The sequence below is a fragment of the Methylobacterium sp. W2 genome (genome assembly GCF_020662345.1).
Taxonomy (GTDB): Bacteria; Pseudomonadota; Alphaproteobacteria; order Rhizobiales; family Beijerinckiaceae; genus Methylobacterium.
Window position 1 is genome coordinate 14,260 of record NZ_VMOA01000024.1, and the last position, 16,028, is coordinate 30,287.

The 16,028-nt window shown below is 66.7% G+C and carries 14 protein-coding genes and 1 riboswitch; of the genes, 7 read left to right on the top strand and 7 right to left on the bottom strand.

All coding sequences use genetic code 11. The features are described from left to right. Positions 1-44: 44 nt before the first annotated feature. On the bottom strand, positions 45-1,451 hold the full coding sequence (locus FPV16_RS14490; protein ID WP_227439105.1) for a PLP-dependent aminotransferase family protein: 1,407 nt from the start codon (positions 1,449-1,451) through the stop codon (positions 45-47). A 173-nt stretch (positions 1,452-1,624) separates the two neighbouring features. On the opposite strand from FPV16_RS14490, the gene FPV16_RS14495 reads away from it, so the two are divergent. From FPV16_RS14495 to FPV16_RS14505, 3 genes are all read left to right on the top strand, one after another. Then, positions 1,625-2,974 carry an aspartate aminotransferase family protein gene (locus FPV16_RS14495; RefSeq protein WP_227439106.1) on the top strand — a complete coding sequence of 450 codons (1,350 nt, stop codon included), beginning with the start codon at positions 1,625-1,627 and terminating at the stop codon, positions 2,972-2,974. Between the two features lie 68 nt (positions 2,975-3,042). After that, positions 3,043-3,432: a tautomerase family protein gene (locus FPV16_RS14500; protein WP_056422151.1), complete on the top strand. Its 390-nt coding sequence runs from the start codon at positions 3,043-3,045 to the stop codon at positions 3,430-3,432. A 366-nt stretch (positions 3,433-3,798) separates the two neighbouring features. Beyond that, positions 3,799-5,064, top strand: a complete 1,266-nt coding sequence (locus tag FPV16_RS14505) for a D-amino acid dehydrogenase (RefSeq protein WP_227439107.1) — start codon at positions 3,799-3,801, stop codon at positions 5,062-5,064. A gap of 45 nt (positions 5,065-5,109) precedes the next feature. On the opposite strand, the gene thiC is transcribed toward FPV16_RS14505, so the two are convergent. Next, on the bottom strand, positions 5,110-7,017 hold the full coding sequence (thiC, locus tag FPV16_RS14510) for a phosphomethylpyrimidine synthase ThiC (RefSeq protein WP_319802243.1): 1,908 nt from the start codon (positions 7,015-7,017) through the stop codon (positions 5,110-5,112). Between the two features lie 85 nt (positions 7,018-7,102). Then, a riboswitch (TPP riboswitch) is annotated at positions 7,103-7,209 on the bottom strand. A 284-nt stretch (positions 7,210-7,493) separates the two neighbouring features. On the opposite strand from thiC, the gene FPV16_RS14515 reads away from it, so the two are divergent. Together FPV16_RS14515 and FPV16_RS14520 are read left to right on the top strand one after the other, a co-directional pair. Beyond that, positions 7,494-8,180 carry a BA14K family protein gene (locus FPV16_RS14515; RefSeq protein WP_227439108.1) on the top strand — a complete coding sequence of 229 codons (687 nt, stop codon included), beginning with the start codon at positions 7,494-7,496 and terminating at the stop codon, positions 8,178-8,180. 236 nt (positions 8,181-8,416) lie between these two features. Beyond that, positions 8,417-8,944, top strand: coding sequence for a DUF2721 domain-containing protein (locus tag FPV16_RS14520; protein WP_227439109.1), 528 nt, complete (start codon positions 8,417-8,419; stop codon positions 8,942-8,944). 15 nt (positions 8,945-8,959) lie between these two features. On the opposite strand, the gene FPV16_RS14525 is transcribed toward FPV16_RS14520, so the two are convergent. Further along, the gene (locus FPV16_RS14525) at positions 8,960-9,403 is read right to left on the bottom strand and encodes a TIGR01244 family sulfur transferase (protein WP_227439110.1); all 444 of its coding nucleotides are present in this window, start codon (positions 9,401-9,403) and stop codon (positions 8,960-8,962) included. 173 nt (positions 9,404-9,576) lie between these two features. On the opposite strand from FPV16_RS14525, the gene FPV16_RS14530 reads away from it, so the two are divergent. Then, on the top strand, positions 9,577-9,996 hold the full coding sequence (locus FPV16_RS14530) for a DUF533 domain-containing protein (protein WP_319802244.1): 420 nt from the start codon (positions 9,577-9,579) through the stop codon (positions 9,994-9,996). 185 nt (positions 9,997-10,181) lie between these two features. On the opposite strand, the gene FPV16_RS14535 is transcribed toward FPV16_RS14530, so the two are convergent. The 4 genes from FPV16_RS14535 to FPV16_RS14550 form a co-directional block, all read right to left on the bottom strand. Then, positions 10,182-10,799 (bottom strand): GNAT family N-acetyltransferase, encoded by a 618-nt coding sequence (locus tag FPV16_RS14535; protein WP_227439111.1) that lies wholly within the window; start codon positions 10,797-10,799, stop codon positions 10,182-10,184. Continuing rightward, on the bottom strand, positions 10,796-13,141 hold the full coding sequence (locus FPV16_RS14540; RefSeq protein ID WP_227439112.1) for an Orn/Lys/Arg decarboxylase N-terminal domain-containing protein: 2,346 nt from the start codon (positions 13,139-13,141) through the stop codon (positions 10,796-10,798). Before FPV16_RS14540 ends, FPV16_RS14535 begins: the two co-directional genes overlap by 4 nt. 61 nt (positions 13,142-13,202) lie before the next feature. Next, the gene (locus FPV16_RS14545) at positions 13,203-14,231 is read right to left on the bottom strand and encodes a CorA family divalent cation transporter (protein WP_227439113.1); all 1,029 of its coding nucleotides are present in this window, start codon (positions 14,229-14,231) and stop codon (positions 13,203-13,205) included. Between the two features lie 162 nt (positions 14,232-14,393). Beyond that, positions 14,394-14,741: a hypothetical protein gene (locus tag FPV16_RS14550; RefSeq protein WP_227439114.1), complete on the bottom strand. Its 348-nt coding sequence runs from the start codon at positions 14,739-14,741 to the stop codon at positions 14,394-14,396. A gap of 331 nt (positions 14,742-15,072) precedes the next feature. Between FPV16_RS14550 and ppk2 the strand changes: the two genes are divergently transcribed. Further along, complete coding sequence (gene ppk2 / locus FPV16_RS14555; RefSeq protein WP_227439115.1) at positions 15,073-15,999, top strand: polyphosphate kinase 2; 927 nt, start codon at positions 15,073-15,075, stop codon at positions 15,997-15,999. Positions 16,000-16,028 lie beyond the last annotated feature (29 nt).

Sequence of the window (16,028 nt, forward strand, 5' to 3'; positions counted from 1 at the left end):
AGGGTTCGTCGAGAATGCGGTTTTCGCCCGTCCGGGTTCGTAAGTCACGGGGGCGCGGGGCGCTCGGTCTCCAGGAAGCGGAACAGGGGCGCCGCGTTGGCATGCGCCACGTTGAAGCGCAGCCACGGAGTCGGCTCCTGATCGGCGCGGAACAGGTGGCCGGGGGCGAGCATGATGCCCTGGGCGGCGGCCCTCTGGGCGAGACCGGCGGTGTCGGGATCGCCGCTGAACCCGGCCCAGAGGAAGAGGCCGTTGGCGGGGCGGTGGAACAGCGACAGGCCCACCGAGAGGAGTGCGTCGGCGACGGTCTTCTGCTCGGCTGCGAGCTTTTCGCGGAGCCGGGCGATGTGGAGGCGGTACTGGCCCTCGGTGAGGATCGAGTGGACGATGCTCTCGGAGATCTCCGAGCTCGTCAGGCTCGCCGCCATCTTCATGCGCAGGAGCCGCTGCGCGTTCTCGGGGTTGCAGGCGAGATAGCCGACCCGCAGGGCGGGCGAGATCGTCTTCGAGAAGCTGCTGATGTGGATGACGCGCCCGAGCTGGTCGAGGCTCGCGATGCTGGGCGCCGTCTCCTCGACGAAGCTCGCATAGATGTCGTCCTCGACGATCTGGAAATCGTGTTTCTCGGCGATGCGGAGGATCTGGTAGGCGGTGGCCGGCGTGCTGGACGTGCCGGTGGGGTTGTGGAAGCTCGTATTGGTGAAGAACAGCTTCGGCTTGTGCCGCTCCGCCAGGGCCTGGAGCGCGGGGATCGACGGCCCCTGGAGGGTCCGCTCGACGCCGACGATGGTCACCCCCATGGCGTGCAGGGAAGGGTAGAGATTGCAATAGCCGGGATCGTCCACGAGGGCGACGTCGCCCGGCTGCAGGAAGGTCCGCATGGTCAGGTCGAGGGCCTGGCTCGCCCCGTGCGTCAGTAGGATCTGGTCCGGGTCGCACTCGATGTTGCGCTGGGCGAGGAGCAGCTGGATCGCCCGGCGCAAGGGGGCGTAGCCGAGGGGATGCCCGTAGCGCGAGACCAGCCGGTCGGGGCGCCGCGCCAGGGCGGCGAGGGCCTGCTTGATCCCGTCGGCGAACAGGTGGCTGTCGGGCAGCCAGCCGCAGCCGGCTTTAACGGTGAAGGCGTCCTCCTCGTAGACCCGTTGGAGCAGCCAGCCGGAATCGACCGAGATCTGCACGGGGTTCCGCATGGGGACGGCGGCCTTGCGGTCGAGCAGCCGAGCCGAGACGAAGTATCCGCTCGCGCGCCGGGCTTCGAGCAGGCCGTCGGCCACCAGCCGGTTATAGGCGTTCGAGACGGTGAGCGTGCTCACGCCGCATTGGACGGCGAGCTTGCGTACCGAGGGCAGGCGGGCGCCCGGCGCCACGCTTCCGCTGCGGATGCGCTCGGAGACGGCATCCACCAGTTGGGCGACGAGGGGAGCGGTGCTGGCGGGGTCGAGGCTGATCATGGGCCGTCTTTGTAGGCCGAGACCGGTCTCGGCGATCCGACTGTATCGGCGGGTGAACAGATACAGCTGCGCGTGCCAACCCGCCAACTGTCGATAGTCGGTCGCTCCGGGCCGGGCGATAACGCAGCGCGGCAAGGGTCGGGTTCTTGCATCGCGGATCGGCGGAGAGACACATGGATCATGCGATCATCGACCAGGCGGCGGACCGGCAGCTCAACGTCGAGCCCTACTGGATGCCGTTCACGCCGAACCGCCACGTGAAGGCCGACCCGACGCCGCGCATCATCACCTCGGCCAAGGGCGCCTATTACCGGACAGCCGAAGGGCGCGAGCTGTTCGACAGCCTGTCCGGCCTGTGGTGCTGCCCCCTCGGCCATGCCCAGCCGCGGATCGTCGAGGCCCTGCGCCGGCAGGCCGAGACCCTCGATTACTGCACCGCCTTCCAGATGACCAACCCGGTGACGCTGCGGCTGGCCGAGCGCATCGCCGACATGGCGCCGGACGGGCTGGACCGGGTATTCTTCACCAATTCCGGCTCGGAGGCGGTGGATACCTCCCTCAAGATCGCCCTCGGTTATCACCGCCTGCGAGGCGAGGCAGGCCGCTTCCGCATGATCGGCCGCGAGAAAGGCTATCACGGGGTCGGTTTCGGCGGCATGTCGGTGGGGGGCATGGTAGCCAACCGCAAGATGTTCGCCACCGCGATGATCCAGGGCGTCGATCACCTGCGCCATACCCACGATTACGCCGAGATGGCCTTCTCGAAGGGCCAGCCAACCTGGGGCGCGCATCTCGCCGACGACCTCGAACGGATGGTGGCGCTGCACGATGCGGGCACGATCGCCTGCGTCATCGTCGAGCCGCTGCAGGGCTCGGCCGGGGTCATCGTGCCGCCTCTCGGCTATCTCCAGCGCCTGCGCGAAATCTGCACGCGGCACGGCATCCTGCTGATCTTCGACGAGGTGATCACCGGGTTCGGGCGGCTCGGCGCCCCCTTCGGCGCGGACCGTCTCGGCGTCATCCCCGACATGATCACCTTCGCTAAGGGCATCACCAACGGCATCGTGCCGATGGGCGGCGTCATCGTCCGCAAGGAGATCTACGACACGTTCATGACCGGGCCGGCCTCGGCGGTGGAGCTGTTCCACGGCTACACCTATTCGGGGCACCCCCTGGCCGCGGCCGTCGCCCATGCCTCCCTCGACTTGATGGAGGAGGGCGACCTCTTTGCCCGCGTGCGCGAACTCGAGCCGATCCTCGAGGGGGCCGTCCATTCGCTCCGCGACGAGCCGGGCATCAAGGACATCCGCAATTTCGGACTGACGGCGGCGGTCGATCTCGAACCGACACCGGGCCAGCCCGGCGCGCGCGCGTTGCGGATCTTCGAGCGCGGCCTGCGCGAGGGCATCCTCCTGCGCTTTACCGGCGACACCATCGCCATGGGTCCCCCCTTCATCTCGACCCCCGCCGAGATCACCGGCATGATCGAGATGCTGCGCGGCCTCATCCGCACTGAGGCCTGACCGGCGGACGGCGCTCTCCCGATAGACGGCCCGTGACCAACTCCATTCTCCTCAAAGGTTGAACCGACATGCCCCTGATGCGCTTCGATATTCTGGAAGGCCGCACCGATTCCGAACTGAAGACGCTCCTCGACGCCGCGCACGAGGCGATGCTGGAGGCGTTCAACGTCCCGCCGGGCGACCGCTACCAGATCGTCACGGAGCACAAGCCCTCGCGGATGATCGTCGAGGATACCGGCCTCGACATCCCGCGCACCAAGGACGTGGTGGTGGTCCAGATGATCACCCGGCCGCGCGGCAAGGAGAAGAAGCAGCTGTTCTACAGGCTGCTGACCGAGAAGCTCGAAGCCGCCTGCGGCATCGCCCCGGCCGACGTCATGGTCTCCACGGTGGAGAACACCGACGAGGATTGGTCCTTCGGCCACGGCCGCGCGCAGTTCCTCACCGGCGAGCTATAAAAGCCGTTTATGTTGTTTGTCCGAGAATTTACCTCATCCTCAGGTGCCGCGTAGCGGCCTCGAAGGAGGCTTTCGGGGATCGCGAGACGACTGGAAGGCTCCCTCAAAGCCCTTTGCTCAAGCAAAGGGCACCTCAGGATGAGGTGGTCTGCTGGGATGATCTGCTCTGGCATGAGCATCCGCTGAGAAATCCAATCAAACACGCCCTGGGCGGGTTTCGCAACGATGGTCGCGGCTTCTGCGGCCTGAAACCTGCGACACGCCGTGAGGACTGAGCGAGGTGACGCGTTGGCCCGCCAATGCGAACCCGCTCGGGGCGCCAAGCCCATTCCGGACCCTACCCCGACCCTCTACGGAACGCCGGCCATGCATGTCCTCATCCTCGGTGGCGGTGTCGTCGGCGTCACCTCGGCCTATTACCTGGCCAAAGCCGGCCACAGGGTCACCGTGCTGGAGCGCCAGCCGGCGGCGGGGCTCGAGACGAGCTTTGCCAATGCGGGCCAGGTCTCGCCGGGATATTCGGCGCCCTGGGCGGCGCCCGGCATCCCGCTGAAGGCCATGAAATGGCTGATGATGCGCCACCGGCCCCTGGTGGTCTGGCCGAGTTTCGAGCCGCGCTTCTACGGCTGGCTCGCCCGCATGCTGGCGAATTGCACGGAGGAGGCCTACCAGCGCAACAAGGGCCGGATGGTGCGTCTGGCCGAATACAGCCGCGACATGCTGCGCGACCTGCGTGCCGAGACCGGTATCGCCTACGATCACCGCGAGCAGGGCACGCTCCAGCTGTTCCGGACGCAAAAGCAGCTCGACCATGTCGGCGACGACACCCGCGTCCTCGACACCTACGGCGTCCCTTATGCGGTGCTCGACCCCGCCGGCTGTATCGTTGCCGAGCCGGCCCTGGCGCGGGTGGCCGGGACCTTCGCCGGCGGCCTGCGGCTTCCCGGCGACGAGACCGGCGACGCGCATCTGTTCACCCAGCGCCTCGCCGCGCTCTGCGAAGGCCTCGGCGTGGTCTTCCGCTACGGCACGGCCATCACGGGTCTGCGCAGCGAAGGCGACCGGATCAGCGGCGTGGCGACGGCTGGAGGCGAGATCCTGACCGCCGACGCCTATGTGGCGGCCATGGGCAGCTACACCCCGGCTTTGCTGCGGCCCTTCGGCATCGATCTGCCGATCTATCCGGTGAAAGGGTATTCCCTCACCCTGCCGGTCACCGATGCGGAGGCGGCGCCGGTCTCGACGGTGATGGACGAGACCTACAAGGTGGCGATCACCCGGCTCGGCGACCGCATCCGCGTCGGCGGCACCGCCGAACTCGCCGGCTTCAGCGCCGTTCTGCGCGGACCGCGCCGGGAGACCCTGGTCCGCTCCGTCGGCGACCTGTTCCCAGCCGGCGGCGATCTCTCGCAGGCGAAATTCTGGACCGGCCTGCGGCCGATGACGCCGGACGGCACGCCCATCGTCGGCGGAACGCGCCTGTCGAACCTCTATACCAATACCGGCCACGGCACCCTGGGCTGGACCATGGCCTGCGGCTCGGGGCGGGTGCTGGCCGACCTCATCTCCGGCCGCACGCCGGACATCGCCACGCCGGACCTTGCCGTCAGTCGCTACGCTCGCGGCGCATGACGACGCCCCCTCGCGCCGAGGCGCGAGGGGGCAGAGCGAGGCGGCTTACTCCGCCGCCTCCACGTAGAGCTTGCCGCCCTCGGCCTGGAACTCGGCGGATTTGGCCGCCATGCCGGCCTCGCGCTCGGCCTGGCTCATGGGCGTCGCCTCGCCGAGCACCTGACCGGCCGCCTCCATGGCGAGCACCTCGGCGCGCAGGTCCTGCGTGATCTTCATCGAGCAGAATTTCGGGCCGCACATGGAGCAGAAATGCGCGACCTTGTGGGCGTCCTTCGGCAGGGTCTCGTCGTGGTAGGCCCGGGCCGTGTCGGGATCCAGCGACAGGTTGAACTGGTCCTCCCAGCGGAAGTCGAACCGGGCGCGTGACAGGGCATCGTCGCGCAGCTGCGCCGCCGGATGGCCCTTGGCGAGATCGGCGGCATGGGCCGCGATCTTGTAGGTGATGACGCCTTCCTTAACGTCATCGCGGTTGGGCAGGCCGAGATGCTCCTTCGGGGTGACGTAGCAGAGCATGGCGCAGCCGAACCAGCCGATCATGGCGGCGCCGATGCCCGACGTGATGTGGTCGTAGCCCGGCGCGATGTCGGTGGTCAGCGGGCCGAGGGTGTAGAACGGCGCCTCACCACATTCCTCAAGCTGCTTTTCCATGTTCACCTTGATCTTGTGCATCGGCACGTGGCCGGGGCCCTCGATCATGGTCTGGCAGCCCTTGTCCCAGGCAATCTTGGTCAGTTCGCCGAGGGTCTCGAGTTCCGCGAACTGCGCCGCGTCGTTGGCATCCGCGATGGAGCCGGGGCGCAGACCGTCGCCCAGCGAGAACGAGACGTCGTAGGCCCGCATGATGTCGCAGATCTCGTCGAACCGCTCGTAGAGGAACGATTCGCGGTGCCCGGCGAGGCACCAGCGCGCCATGATCGAGCCGCCGCGCGAAACGATGCCGGTGACCCGGCGCGCGGTGAGCGGCACATGGGCGAGGCGGACGCCCGCATGGATGGTGAAGTAATCGATGCCCTGCTCGGCCTGCTCGATGAGCGTGTCTTTGAAGACCTCCCAGTCGAGCTTCAGCGGATCGCCGCCGACCTTCTCCAAAGCCTGATAGATCGGCACCGTGCCGATGGGCACGGGCGAGTTGCGCACGATCCACGAGCGGATGTTGTGGATGTTGCGGCCGGTGGACAGGTCCATCACCGTGTCGGCGCCCCAGCGGGTCGCCCAGACCAGTTTCTCCACTTCTTCCGCCGCCGACGAAGTGACGGCCGAATTGCCGATATTGGCGTTGATCTTGACGAGGAAGTTGCGGCCGATCGCCATCGGCTCCACCTCGGGGTGGTTGATGTTGGCCGGGATGATGGCGCGGCCGCGCGCCACCTCGTCACGGACGAATTCGGGTGTGATGAAGGCGGGCAGCGACGCGCCGAAGCTGTTGCCGTCGGCGAGCGCGGTCTGCGCACCGTCCAGCATCGTCTCGCGGGCGAGGTTCTCGCGGTGGGCGACGTAAATCATCTCCTCGGTGATGATCCCGGCCTTCGCGAATTCGTACTGCGTCACCATCTGGCCGGGGCCGGCCTTGCGGATCTGGCGCGTGGCCGGACAGGGGGCGACGAGCTTGTCCTCCGGTACGAAGCCGTTGTCCTCGGGCTTGACCGCGCGCGGCGTGATCGTGGCGTAGCCGCGCTTGGCGATCCACGGGTCGCGCAGCAGGGGCAGGCCGGCATTCAGGTCGATCCGGGCATCGGTCTCGGTATAGGGGCCAGACGGATCGTAGACCCGCACAGGGGCTTCCTTCGGATCACTCAACGTGACCTCGCGGAACGGCACCCGGATGTCGTCGCGGCCGGCCACGCTCGCATAGACCTTGCGCGATCCCATGATCGGGCCGGTGGTCACGGCTTGCGGCTGCCCTTTGGCGGGGTCTTGTCCGGGGAGGTCTTTGGGGAGGACGGGTGCGTTCATGTGGGATTCGCTCCTGGCGCGGGAGGCGATCCGGTTCGCAACGGTACGTCAGGACGATTGGCACCCGCTCTATCCAAGCCGGACACCCAAACGCAGTTCCCGTCCCTCCGCCGGTATGAGCCGGATCAGGTTCAAGGGTCAGGGCTGCGGCCCTATCTCAGCCCCCTGAACGGGGCCCCCCTCGGAACGATTCGAAAGTCTGCGCTTGACGCGCCTTTGTCAATCGCCGGGAGAAACATCTTCGCTGAAGTGAACGATCGCCCCTCTCGCCGACCGCCATGCCGCCCGGATCGCCGGTCTTTTCGATCCAGGCAGTTATCCAGCCGTTGACTGTAGTCTCGGATTTAATCCGCAAGGACAGTTCTTTATTGGCGTGACTTTTGCCGCACGTTGAAACGGTCGCGCACAATGGAGCTTTCCCGGTCGGCGGCGCGTTGTCGATTTTAATGTCCCCTAGACGATCAGGCTGGTGTTCCATGAACAAGCTTATTCTCGCATCCGCCGCATTGCTCGGCGCGGTCGCATTCCTTCCGGCCACCGCCGATGCGCGTGAAGGCGGCGGACTCGGTGCCTTCGGCGGTGGTGGCGGCGGTATGAGCCGCGGTGGCGGTGGCGGTGGCGGCGGTATGAGCCGTGGCGGCGGCGGCGGTCTTGGTGCCTTCGGTGGTGGTGGCGGCGGCGGCGGTATGAGCCGCGGCGGCGGTGGCGGTCTCGGCGCCTTCGGTGGTGGTGGCGGTCAAGGAATCGGCGGTGGACGCGGGCACGGTGGTATCGCCCACGGGCCGAATTTCGGCGGTGGAGGCTACAACCGGGGCGGCGGCTTCAACCGAGGCGGCTACGGCTACAATCGCGGCTATGGTTACAACCGCGGTTATGGTCGGGGCTACGGCTATGGCGGTCTCGGTCTCGGGCTGGGCCTCGGCTTGGCGGGCGCCGGAATCGGCTATGGCTACGGCAGCGGTTATTACGGCAACGGCTACGACAACGCCTATTATGGCGGTGGTTATGCCCCGGCCTATTACGGTGGCGCCGTGGACGTTCAGCCGGATGTCGGCGGGTCCGACCAGGATGTGGCCTACTGCATCCAGCGCTTCCGCTCCTACGATCAGCGGACGGGCACCTATCTCGGCAATGACGGCCTGCGTCATCGCTGCCCGCAATAAGCTCTTTCGCCCTTACACTCTGCGCTTGGGCAGAATCGCCTGAGCCTCCTCGCTTCGAGAAGCCCCGCAGCCCCTGCTGCGGGGCTTCATCGCATCCGGGGCCGGGCGTCCGCTCGGCCGATGAGGAATGATGTCGAAACCGGAGGCCATGTCACTGCCCCCGGCATCCCGAACTCGTGGCCACGCCCGAGACGGCGCATCTTCCGATGACGGGCGGCATGGCGTAACGCCCTATCATGGTCGCCTCCGGTCCCTCCCTCGCTCCCGACGACATCGCCCACGTCATTCAGATCGCGCTCGCGCCCGCCTTCCTGCTGACGGCACTGGCGACGCTGCTCAACGTCTTCTCCACGCGCCTCGGGCGGGTGGCCGACCGGGTCGATGACGGTGCCAACCGATTGCAGAAGGCGGATGCGGACGAGGCCGCGCACCTGTCGTATCAGCTGACCTATCTGCGCCAGCGCTCCTTCATGCTCGACGTGGCGGTGGTCCTCGCCTCGCTCGGCAGCATCATGACCGGCATCGCGGTGCTGACGCTGTTCGTGGGGGCCTTGCGCGATGCCGCTACGGCCTCCGTCCTATTCGGCTGCTTCGGAATCGCCCTGGTCTGCACGGTGGCGGCCATCGTTGCCTTCCTCATCGAGATCCTGATGGCGGGCCGCCGCGTCCGGGACGAAGTCGACCGCCAGACGGTCGAGGCTTCGGATCGGGAAGCGGGCGGACGTGAGATCCCCCACCGGCCGCCCCGACCTAGCCGATCCTGACCGAGGCCGGCGACCTCACGCCCCGGCGGGCGCGTCGCCATGCGTGTCGAGCCAGCGCACGGCGCCGCCGAGGTCGAAGCCCCGGTCCCGGCCGTAGGCCAGGAGGTCATCGCGGCGCAGACGTCCCGCTAGCACTTCGGACAGGGCCCACAGGGTGAGCGAGCGGGTGCCGCTGCGGCAATGGGCGAGGACCGGACCGGATGCGCCTTCCACCGCCTCGCGGAACCGCGCGACGTCCTCATGGGTGATGCCGGGGCCGGTGACGGGAAGATGGAGATAGGCGAGCCCCGCCGCCTCGGCCGCCGCCGCTTCGGCCGCACTGCCCAGCTGGCCCGGCTCCTCGCCATCGGGGCGGTTGTTGATCAGCAGGGCAAAGCCCCTCGTGGACAGGTCCGCGATCTCCGCCTCGTTCGGCTGGCCGGAGACCGACAGGCGGGACTCGATGGGCGTGATCGTCATGGGTCCTCTCTCGTGGGCTGCCTTCGGGCTGTGTGGTTCCGCTTGCCGGGGCGAGGAGGCTCCGACCGGGACAAACGGGGCGTGCTCAGTCCACCGCACCGCCCATCGTGAACCCGCGACGGGGCTCGTCCGTTTCCAATCCGATCCCTCAACCCGCCTTCAGGACGACCACCATGGCCGATGCAAGACAGATCGTCGACGCCCTCGTGCGCTCACGCAAGGGCGGCATCGCCGCCACGGCCGCCCTCGGAGGCCTTGCCCTCGTGGCGGGCCTCGCCCTGCGGGCGCTCCGTCCCTCAGCGGCATCCGAGACCCCCGATCTGAACCAGGTCGGCGAGGACGAGGCGCGCCTCATGCTGCGCGCCATGGTGGCCGCGACCCTGGCCGACGGCATCGTCGATGCGCAGGAGCGTCGGCGCCTCGACGCGGCGGTGGAGGCCGCCGGCATCGACCGGGATGGCCGCGCATGGCTGGAGAAAGAACTCACCGAACCGGCCGAGATCGACGAGCTCGCCGAGCGTGTGGATTCACCAGAGCAGGGCGCGCGCCTCTACACGGCGGCGCGTCTGGCCATCGACGCCGATACCCTGTAGGAGCGCGAGTTCCTGAAGCGCCTCGCCGAGGCCCTCGACGTCCCGCAGGACGTGGCCGCGCGGGTCGATGCCGGGCTGGAAGAGGCCTGAGGCCGAAGCCGGGTCTGGCAGCTTCACGAAACTCCCGAAAACGGTCGTCTCCCGCCCGGAGCACGATGACGCAGCGGGAGTTGTGTGAGAGCCGACTACTTCCCCACCCATTCGTGCCCGGCCACCACCGCCTCCACCGAGCGCGTCCAGGTGCCGGGCTGGTCGGTGGCGCCGGTGCCGAGCGCCCGCTGCACCATGACGCTGTCGCTCCAGCGGCCGTACTTGTAACCCACCGCCGGCAGCAGGCCGACGCGGACGAAGCCGCAGGCTTCGTGGAGCCGCAGGGACGCCTCGTTCTGCGCGTCGATATAGCCGATCATCTGGCGGTATCCGCCGGCCGCACAGGCCTCGATCAACGCCGGCAGCAGGCGCCGGCCGATGCCGGCATTCAGGTGCTCGTGATGGACGTAGATCGAGTGCTTGAGCGTGTAGCGATAGGCCGGACGCTTTCGGAACGGCACGGCATAGGCATAGCCCGCCACCACCCCGTCGCGGTCTGCCACGAGATGCGGCAGACGCTTCTTGCGCATGGCCTTGCGGCGGCGCTTGAGGTCGTCGGGATGGAGCGGGTCCTCCTCGAAATCGCCGACATCGCCCACGCCCCGCCGGATATGGTGGGCGTAGATCGCCACCATGGCCGGCACGTCCGAATCCGAGGATGGCCGGATGATCACTGTGGGATCGGAGGCGGTGGGAAACCCATCCGGACTCACGGGCGGTTCTCGCGCATGACGTAGGTGTAGAACCGGATCGTCCCGTCGGGATCGACGTTGCGGAACACGCCCTGGATCTCGGCCTCGAAGCCCGGGAACAGGTTCGCCGAGCGCTCGAACATCTTGAAGTAATCCAGCATGGGTTTCGCCCGCTCGTCCAGTCGCTCGCCCGGCAGCACCGTGCCGATGCCCGGCGGGTAGACCAGAAGCAAGGTCGTCGCCACACGGCCCTCGGCTTCCGCGATCGGCACGTAATCGACGTTGTTGCGGGTGAGCTGCTGCACCGCCTCCTTGGGGGGCATCACCATCTCGGGCAGGTGCCCCGGCTCGAACTGCTTGCGCTGAAGCGTGCTGGTGCCGTGCTCGCGGTGGAAGGCGTGGAAATCCGCGCAGAGGTCGCGCAGGCGCACGCCCTTGTAGCGATTGGGCCGGCGCCGGACGAATTCCGGCATCGCGTCCTCCAGGGGCACGTTCTCGTCATGCAGGCGCTTGAAGGCGACGAGGCCGGAGATGAGCGTGCCGGCCTTGGAGGATTCGACGCCCGGCGTCAGCAGGAAGAGCAGCGAGTTAAGGTCGTTTTTCTCCGGCACGATGCGGTTTTCACGAAGATACTGGGCCACGATGGGCGCGGGCACGCCGTGCTCGGCATATTCCCCCGTGCGCCGGTCGAAGCCGGGGGTGAGCACGGTGAGCTTGTTCGGGTCGGTCATGGCGTAGTTCGGCGCCACGTGGGTGAAGCCATGCCAGGCGGCGCCCGGCGTCAGTTCCCAGTACTTCGCATCGCTGGCGAGCTCGTCCGTCGAGACGCTCTCCCACGGCACCTTGCCCTCCGGGCCCTTCACCGTGTCCGGGACGAAGGGGTCGAAGAACCAGCGGCGCAGGGGATCGCCCTCCTTCTCCTCGAATTCGCGGCGGATGGCGCGGACCTTCTTGCGCCATTCGATACCAAGCCGGATCGTGTCGTCCCATAGGACGACGCCGGAGCGGCCCTTCATCATCTGCGCGCCGACATCCAGCGACGCAAAGAGCGGGTAGAATGGCGAGGTCGAGGCGTGGACGAGGAAGGTCTCGTTGAAGCGCCGGTGCTCGATGCGCCGGGTCTGGCCGCGGATGTGGCTGTCCTTGGTGTGGATCTGCGAGGCCTGAGAGAAGCTCGCCAGCTGCTTGTGGGTGGATTGCGTGGCGATGATGCCCGGCGAGGTCTCGTCGAGTCCCTTCAGGCCCATGGCGAAGCGCCCGGCAAACAGCGGGTGGAACTTCATGAAGCCCGCCCAGGCCTCGTCGAACAGGATGTAGTCGCAGAGATGCCCGATCCGATCGAGGATCATCTGCGCGTTGTAGATCGTGCCGTCATAGGTGCATTGCTCGACCACCGCGACGCGGAACGGGCGCTCGCGCTTCCAGGCCTCCTTGTCTGTCACCAATGGGTTGGTGCGGATCTTCTCGCGGATGGCCGCCTCGTCGAGGGCCTCGTGGTACATCGGGCCGATCAGGCCAAAGCAGTTGCGGTCGGTCTCCAGGAACACCGGGACCGCGCCGCCGAGGAACAGGGCGCCGTGATGGGCGGCCTTGTGGTTGTTGCGGTCGAACAGGACGAGGTCGCCTTCGGCCACCAGGGCCGAGAGCACGATCTTGTTGGAGGCCGAGGTGCCGTTGAGGACGAAATAGGTCTTCTCGGCACCGAAGATGACGGCCGCCTCCTTCTGCGCCTTCAGGGCTGGCCCCTCGTGGACGAGGAGATCGCCGAGATCGAGGACGGAGTTGTCGAGGTCGTCACGAAAAATCGCCTCGCCGAGATGCTCGACGAAGATCCGCCCGATGGGCGAGCGGTTGTAGAAGATGCCGCCATTATGGCCGGGGCAGGTCCAGAGCTGGTTGCCCTGCTCGGCATAATCGACGAGCGCGCCGAAGAACGGCGTCTTCAGGGTCTCGGCATATTGCTTGACCCGGCTCACGAGGCCGCGGGCGATGTAGTCCGGGGTCTCCTCGGCGAGGAAGATGTAGCCGTCGATGAAGTCGAGGACCTCGACGGGGATGTCCTCGAGGCGCTTGCGCCGGACCATGATGACGATGGGCATTTCCAGCCCGCGCTTGCGCATCAGGTTGATGAGGGCGGCGGCCTTGCCGTCGAGGCCGCGCTTGCCCCAATCCACCACCATGCAGCCGATGGCGGCATCGGTCTGGACCGCGATGGCCGCATCCTCCACGCGGCGGGCGCGGACGACCTCGAAACCGAGTTTTTCCACCGAGCCGATGATCTGCTGGACGCGCACGCCCTCGAGATCGTCCGGGTCGAAGTTCGGCGCGCACATGAGCACGGTGAAGCGGCGAAAGAAGTCCATGCGGGGGAAGGCTCCGGTGGTCGGATGAATCGAGGGGGTGTGGGCGCGTTCGCGTTCCGGATCAACCGGGCCGGCCGGCGAGACTGAGTCGGCGGATGACGAGGTAGACGGCGAGCGCCGCAAGCGCGCCGATTCCCAGCGCGAGCAGCGACCCATCGTCGGATTCCGAAAAGAACAGACCCTTGGTGTTCATGCCGAAGACGCCCGTCACCAGGGTCGGCGGCAGGAACAGGGCCGTCAGGATCGACAGGGTGAAGAGCTGGCGGTTGGTGAGCGCGGTGGTGCGGGCGGCGATCTCGTCCTGCAGCAGGCGGCTGCGTTCGGACAGGACATGCATATCGCGGTGGAGGGAATCCAGGCGTTGGACCACCCGCGCGGCCATGGCGCCCACCGCTTCGGGCAACTGATCTCCTTCCGTGCCGGCTTCGTCCTCGAGCCGGTGGAACACCGCCCGCAACCCGGCGAGCTGCCGGTGGGAGCGCACGGATTGGCGGCGGATCGGCCCAAGGGGCTTCGGGTCGTCCGCCTTGGCCTCGTCGAGCATGTCATCCTCGATGGCGTCGAGGGAGGAGGACAGGCGGTCGGCCGTGGCGATCAGCGCCTCGACGGTACTGCCGACGAAGCGTTCCAGCAGCTTGGCAGGGCCGGGGACGAGGGTGCCGGACAAGACGGCGTCGCGGGCGGCCACCGCGCAGGCCGTGGCATGGCGACGGCCGCTGACGAGGAAGTGCGGGCCGAGGATGCAATGGAGACGCCCGTTCGGCTCCTCGCTCGACGAGCCGTCGAAGGCACGTTCCCGGTCGGCGATGACGAAACCGGCATGGGGGCCGTCCACGACGACGCGCTGATGCTCGTCGCGGGCGAAGGTCGCGGCGGCGAGCCGGGCCGGGCCGAGGCGTCCTTCGAGGATGAGCGCCTCGATCCGCGCATCGACGAGGTCGACATGGAACCAGACAAAGCCGTGATCCAGGTCGTCCAGCGAGGGAATCCCGTCCCCCGGTCCGACCTGGCGTCCCCGTCCCTCCGCGTCGAAGGTGAGGGCGAAGATCAGCCCCGGCAGGGGTGATTCCTCGATGAGAAGGTGCTGCATGGTGCGGTCGCGGCGATCATGGCCGGCAAAATGCCGGCTCACTATCGCGCTGGATCGCAACGCTGGGCGACACTGTGATGACGGAGGAGCGCCTCCGCCGATCGATACTCGGCCTGCGGGTTATCCGATCCGCAGGAGGGGGCGACGAGGTTTTGACTATCTTCAGCGGGTCACGACGCCCTTGTCGGCTTCCTTGACGCCTTTGTCGGCCTCTCTGGGGTTCATGCCCTTGTCGGCTTCCCTGCGAAGCTCTTCCGCGAAGGCTCCGGCCTGATCTCCGACGAAAACCTTCATCTTGACCGGAACGACGGCCCAGGTGACGGCAAAGATGAACACCGTCGCCGCCATGCCGAAGGCGAACATTTCCATGATGCCGAGCCAGCCAAGCAACAGCGGGATGCTGCTCACGGTCAGTCCAATGAAGGAGCTTCCGGTCAGAAAATAAACCGAGAAGAACGTGATGACAGCCAGGGATACCGGCTTGACGAAACGGACTATGTAACGTTCCATTGCACTTTATCTCCTATTATCGGGTTATTAAAGAGCTTTCCGAACCTGTTGGCCGATATTTATTGTGCATCTACAATGAGGCGGGCTTTATAATTCAGTCTATCTCATTGTCTGACTGCTCAAATATCGGCAAAACTCGTATCGATTCAATAAACGCCGCATACCAGAAGCGGAGCGAGAGTCCAGCGATTCTCCGGCTTTCGGCGGCCGATGCTGAATTCTGCGAATCAAATAAGGAATATGGTGCCGTTGCCGACGGGGGGTCGCCGTAGTGTCATGCAGCTGTGATCCAAGCGTCCGGATGATTCCCATTCATCAGGAAGGCAATATTATGGACGGCACTCGCGCCGGGACTCGTCCTTTCGATATCGAGGCTATTCGTCGAGAGATGGCTGACGATTTCGATGAAGAGCTCGAGATGGAGCTCGAAGACGAGCGCCTTGAGCAACTCGTTAGCGAAATCGATGCCAGGCCTCGTCTGCCCACCATGGACCGGAAGATCTATTTCCGCGAGCTGTTCCGGCTGCAACACGAGCTGGTTCGTCTCCAGGATTGGGTGCAGGCCCAGAAGCTCCGCGTGGTCGTGATCTTCGAGGGACGGGATTCTGCCGGCAAGGGCGGCGCGATCAAGCGGATCACCCAGCGCCTCAACCCCCGCGTCTGCCGCGTGGCCGCGCTTCCGGCTCCGAACGAGCGCGAGCGCACACAATGGTACTTCCAGCGCTACGTGGCGCATCTGCCGGCGGCTGGCGAGATCGTGCTGTTCGACCGCTCCTGGTACAATCGGGCCGGTGTCGAGCGCGTGATGGGGTTCTGCACCCCGGACCAGTACGAAGAGTTCTTCCAGTCCGCGCCGGAATTCGAGCGCATGCTGGTCCGGTCCGGCATCATCGTGCTGAAATACTGGTTCTCGATCACCGACGAGGAGCAGGAACTGCGCTTCAACATGCGCATCCACGATCCCCTGAAACAGTGGAAGCTCTCGCCGATGGACGTCGAGTCCCGTCGCCGCTGGGAGGATTACACCAAGGCGAAGGAAGTGATGCTCGCCCGTACGCATATTCCGGAGGCGCCCTGGTGGGTGGTCGAGGCCGTGGACAAGAAGAAGGCCCGCCTCAACTGCATCAGCCATCTCCTGACGCAGATCCCCTATGGCGACGTGGAACACCCGCCGGTGCATCTGCCCGAGCGCATGCGCCACGAGGATTACGCCCGCCAGCCGGTGCCGCAGGAGATGTTCGTCCCCGCCCTCTTCTGACCATGCCGGGGGAACAAAGCTTGGTGTCG

Excerpts from the sequence above, each read along its gene's own strand:
- FPV16_RS14550 (WP_227439114.1), bottom strand. The coding sequence starts at position 14,741 with ATGGAACGTTACATAGTCCGTTTCGTCAAGCCGGTATCCCTGGCTGTC.
- FPV16_RS14525 (WP_227439110.1), bottom strand. The coding sequence starts at position 9,403 with ATGACGATCACGCCCATCGAGTCCCGCCTGTCGGTCTCCGGCCAGCCG.
- thiC (WP_319802243.1), bottom strand. The coding sequence starts at position 7,017 with ATGAACGCACCCGTCCTCCCCAAAGACCTCCCCGGACAAGACCCCGCC.
- FPV16_RS14530 (WP_319802244.1), top strand. The coding sequence starts at position 9,577 with ATGGCCGATGCAAGACAGATCGTCGACGCCCTCGTGCGCTCACGCAAG.
- FPV16_RS14495 (WP_227439106.1), top strand. The coding sequence starts at position 1,625 with ATGGATCATGCGATCATCGACCAGGCGGCGGACCGGCAGCTCAACGTC.
- FPV16_RS14490 (WP_227439105.1), bottom strand. The coding sequence starts at position 1,451 with ATGATCAGCCTCGACCCCGCCAGCACCGCTCCCCTCGTCGCCCAACTG.
- ppk2 (WP_227439115.1), top strand. The coding sequence starts at position 15,073 with ATGGACGGCACTCGCGCCGGGACTCGTCCTTTCGATATCGAGGCTATT.
- FPV16_RS14500 (WP_056422151.1), top strand. The coding sequence starts at position 3,043 with ATGCCCCTGATGCGCTTCGATATTCTGGAAGGCCGCACCGATTCCGAA.
- FPV16_RS14540 (WP_227439112.1), bottom strand. The coding sequence starts at position 13,141 with ATGGACTTCTTTCGCCGCTTCACCGTGCTCATGTGCGCGCCGAACTTC.
- FPV16_RS14545 (WP_227439113.1), bottom strand. The coding sequence starts at position 14,231 with ATGCAGCACCTTCTCATCGAGGAATCACCCCTGCCGGGGCTGATCTTC.
- FPV16_RS14515 (WP_227439108.1), top strand. The coding sequence starts at position 7,494 with ATGAACAAGCTTATTCTCGCATCCGCCGCATTGCTCGGCGCGGTCGCA.
- FPV16_RS14505 (WP_227439107.1), top strand. The coding sequence starts at position 3,799 with ATGCATGTCCTCATCCTCGGTGGCGGTGTCGTCGGCGTCACCTCGGCC.
- FPV16_RS14520 (WP_227439109.1), top strand. The coding sequence starts at position 8,417 with ATGGTCGCCTCCGGTCCCTCCCTCGCTCCCGACGACATCGCCCACGTC.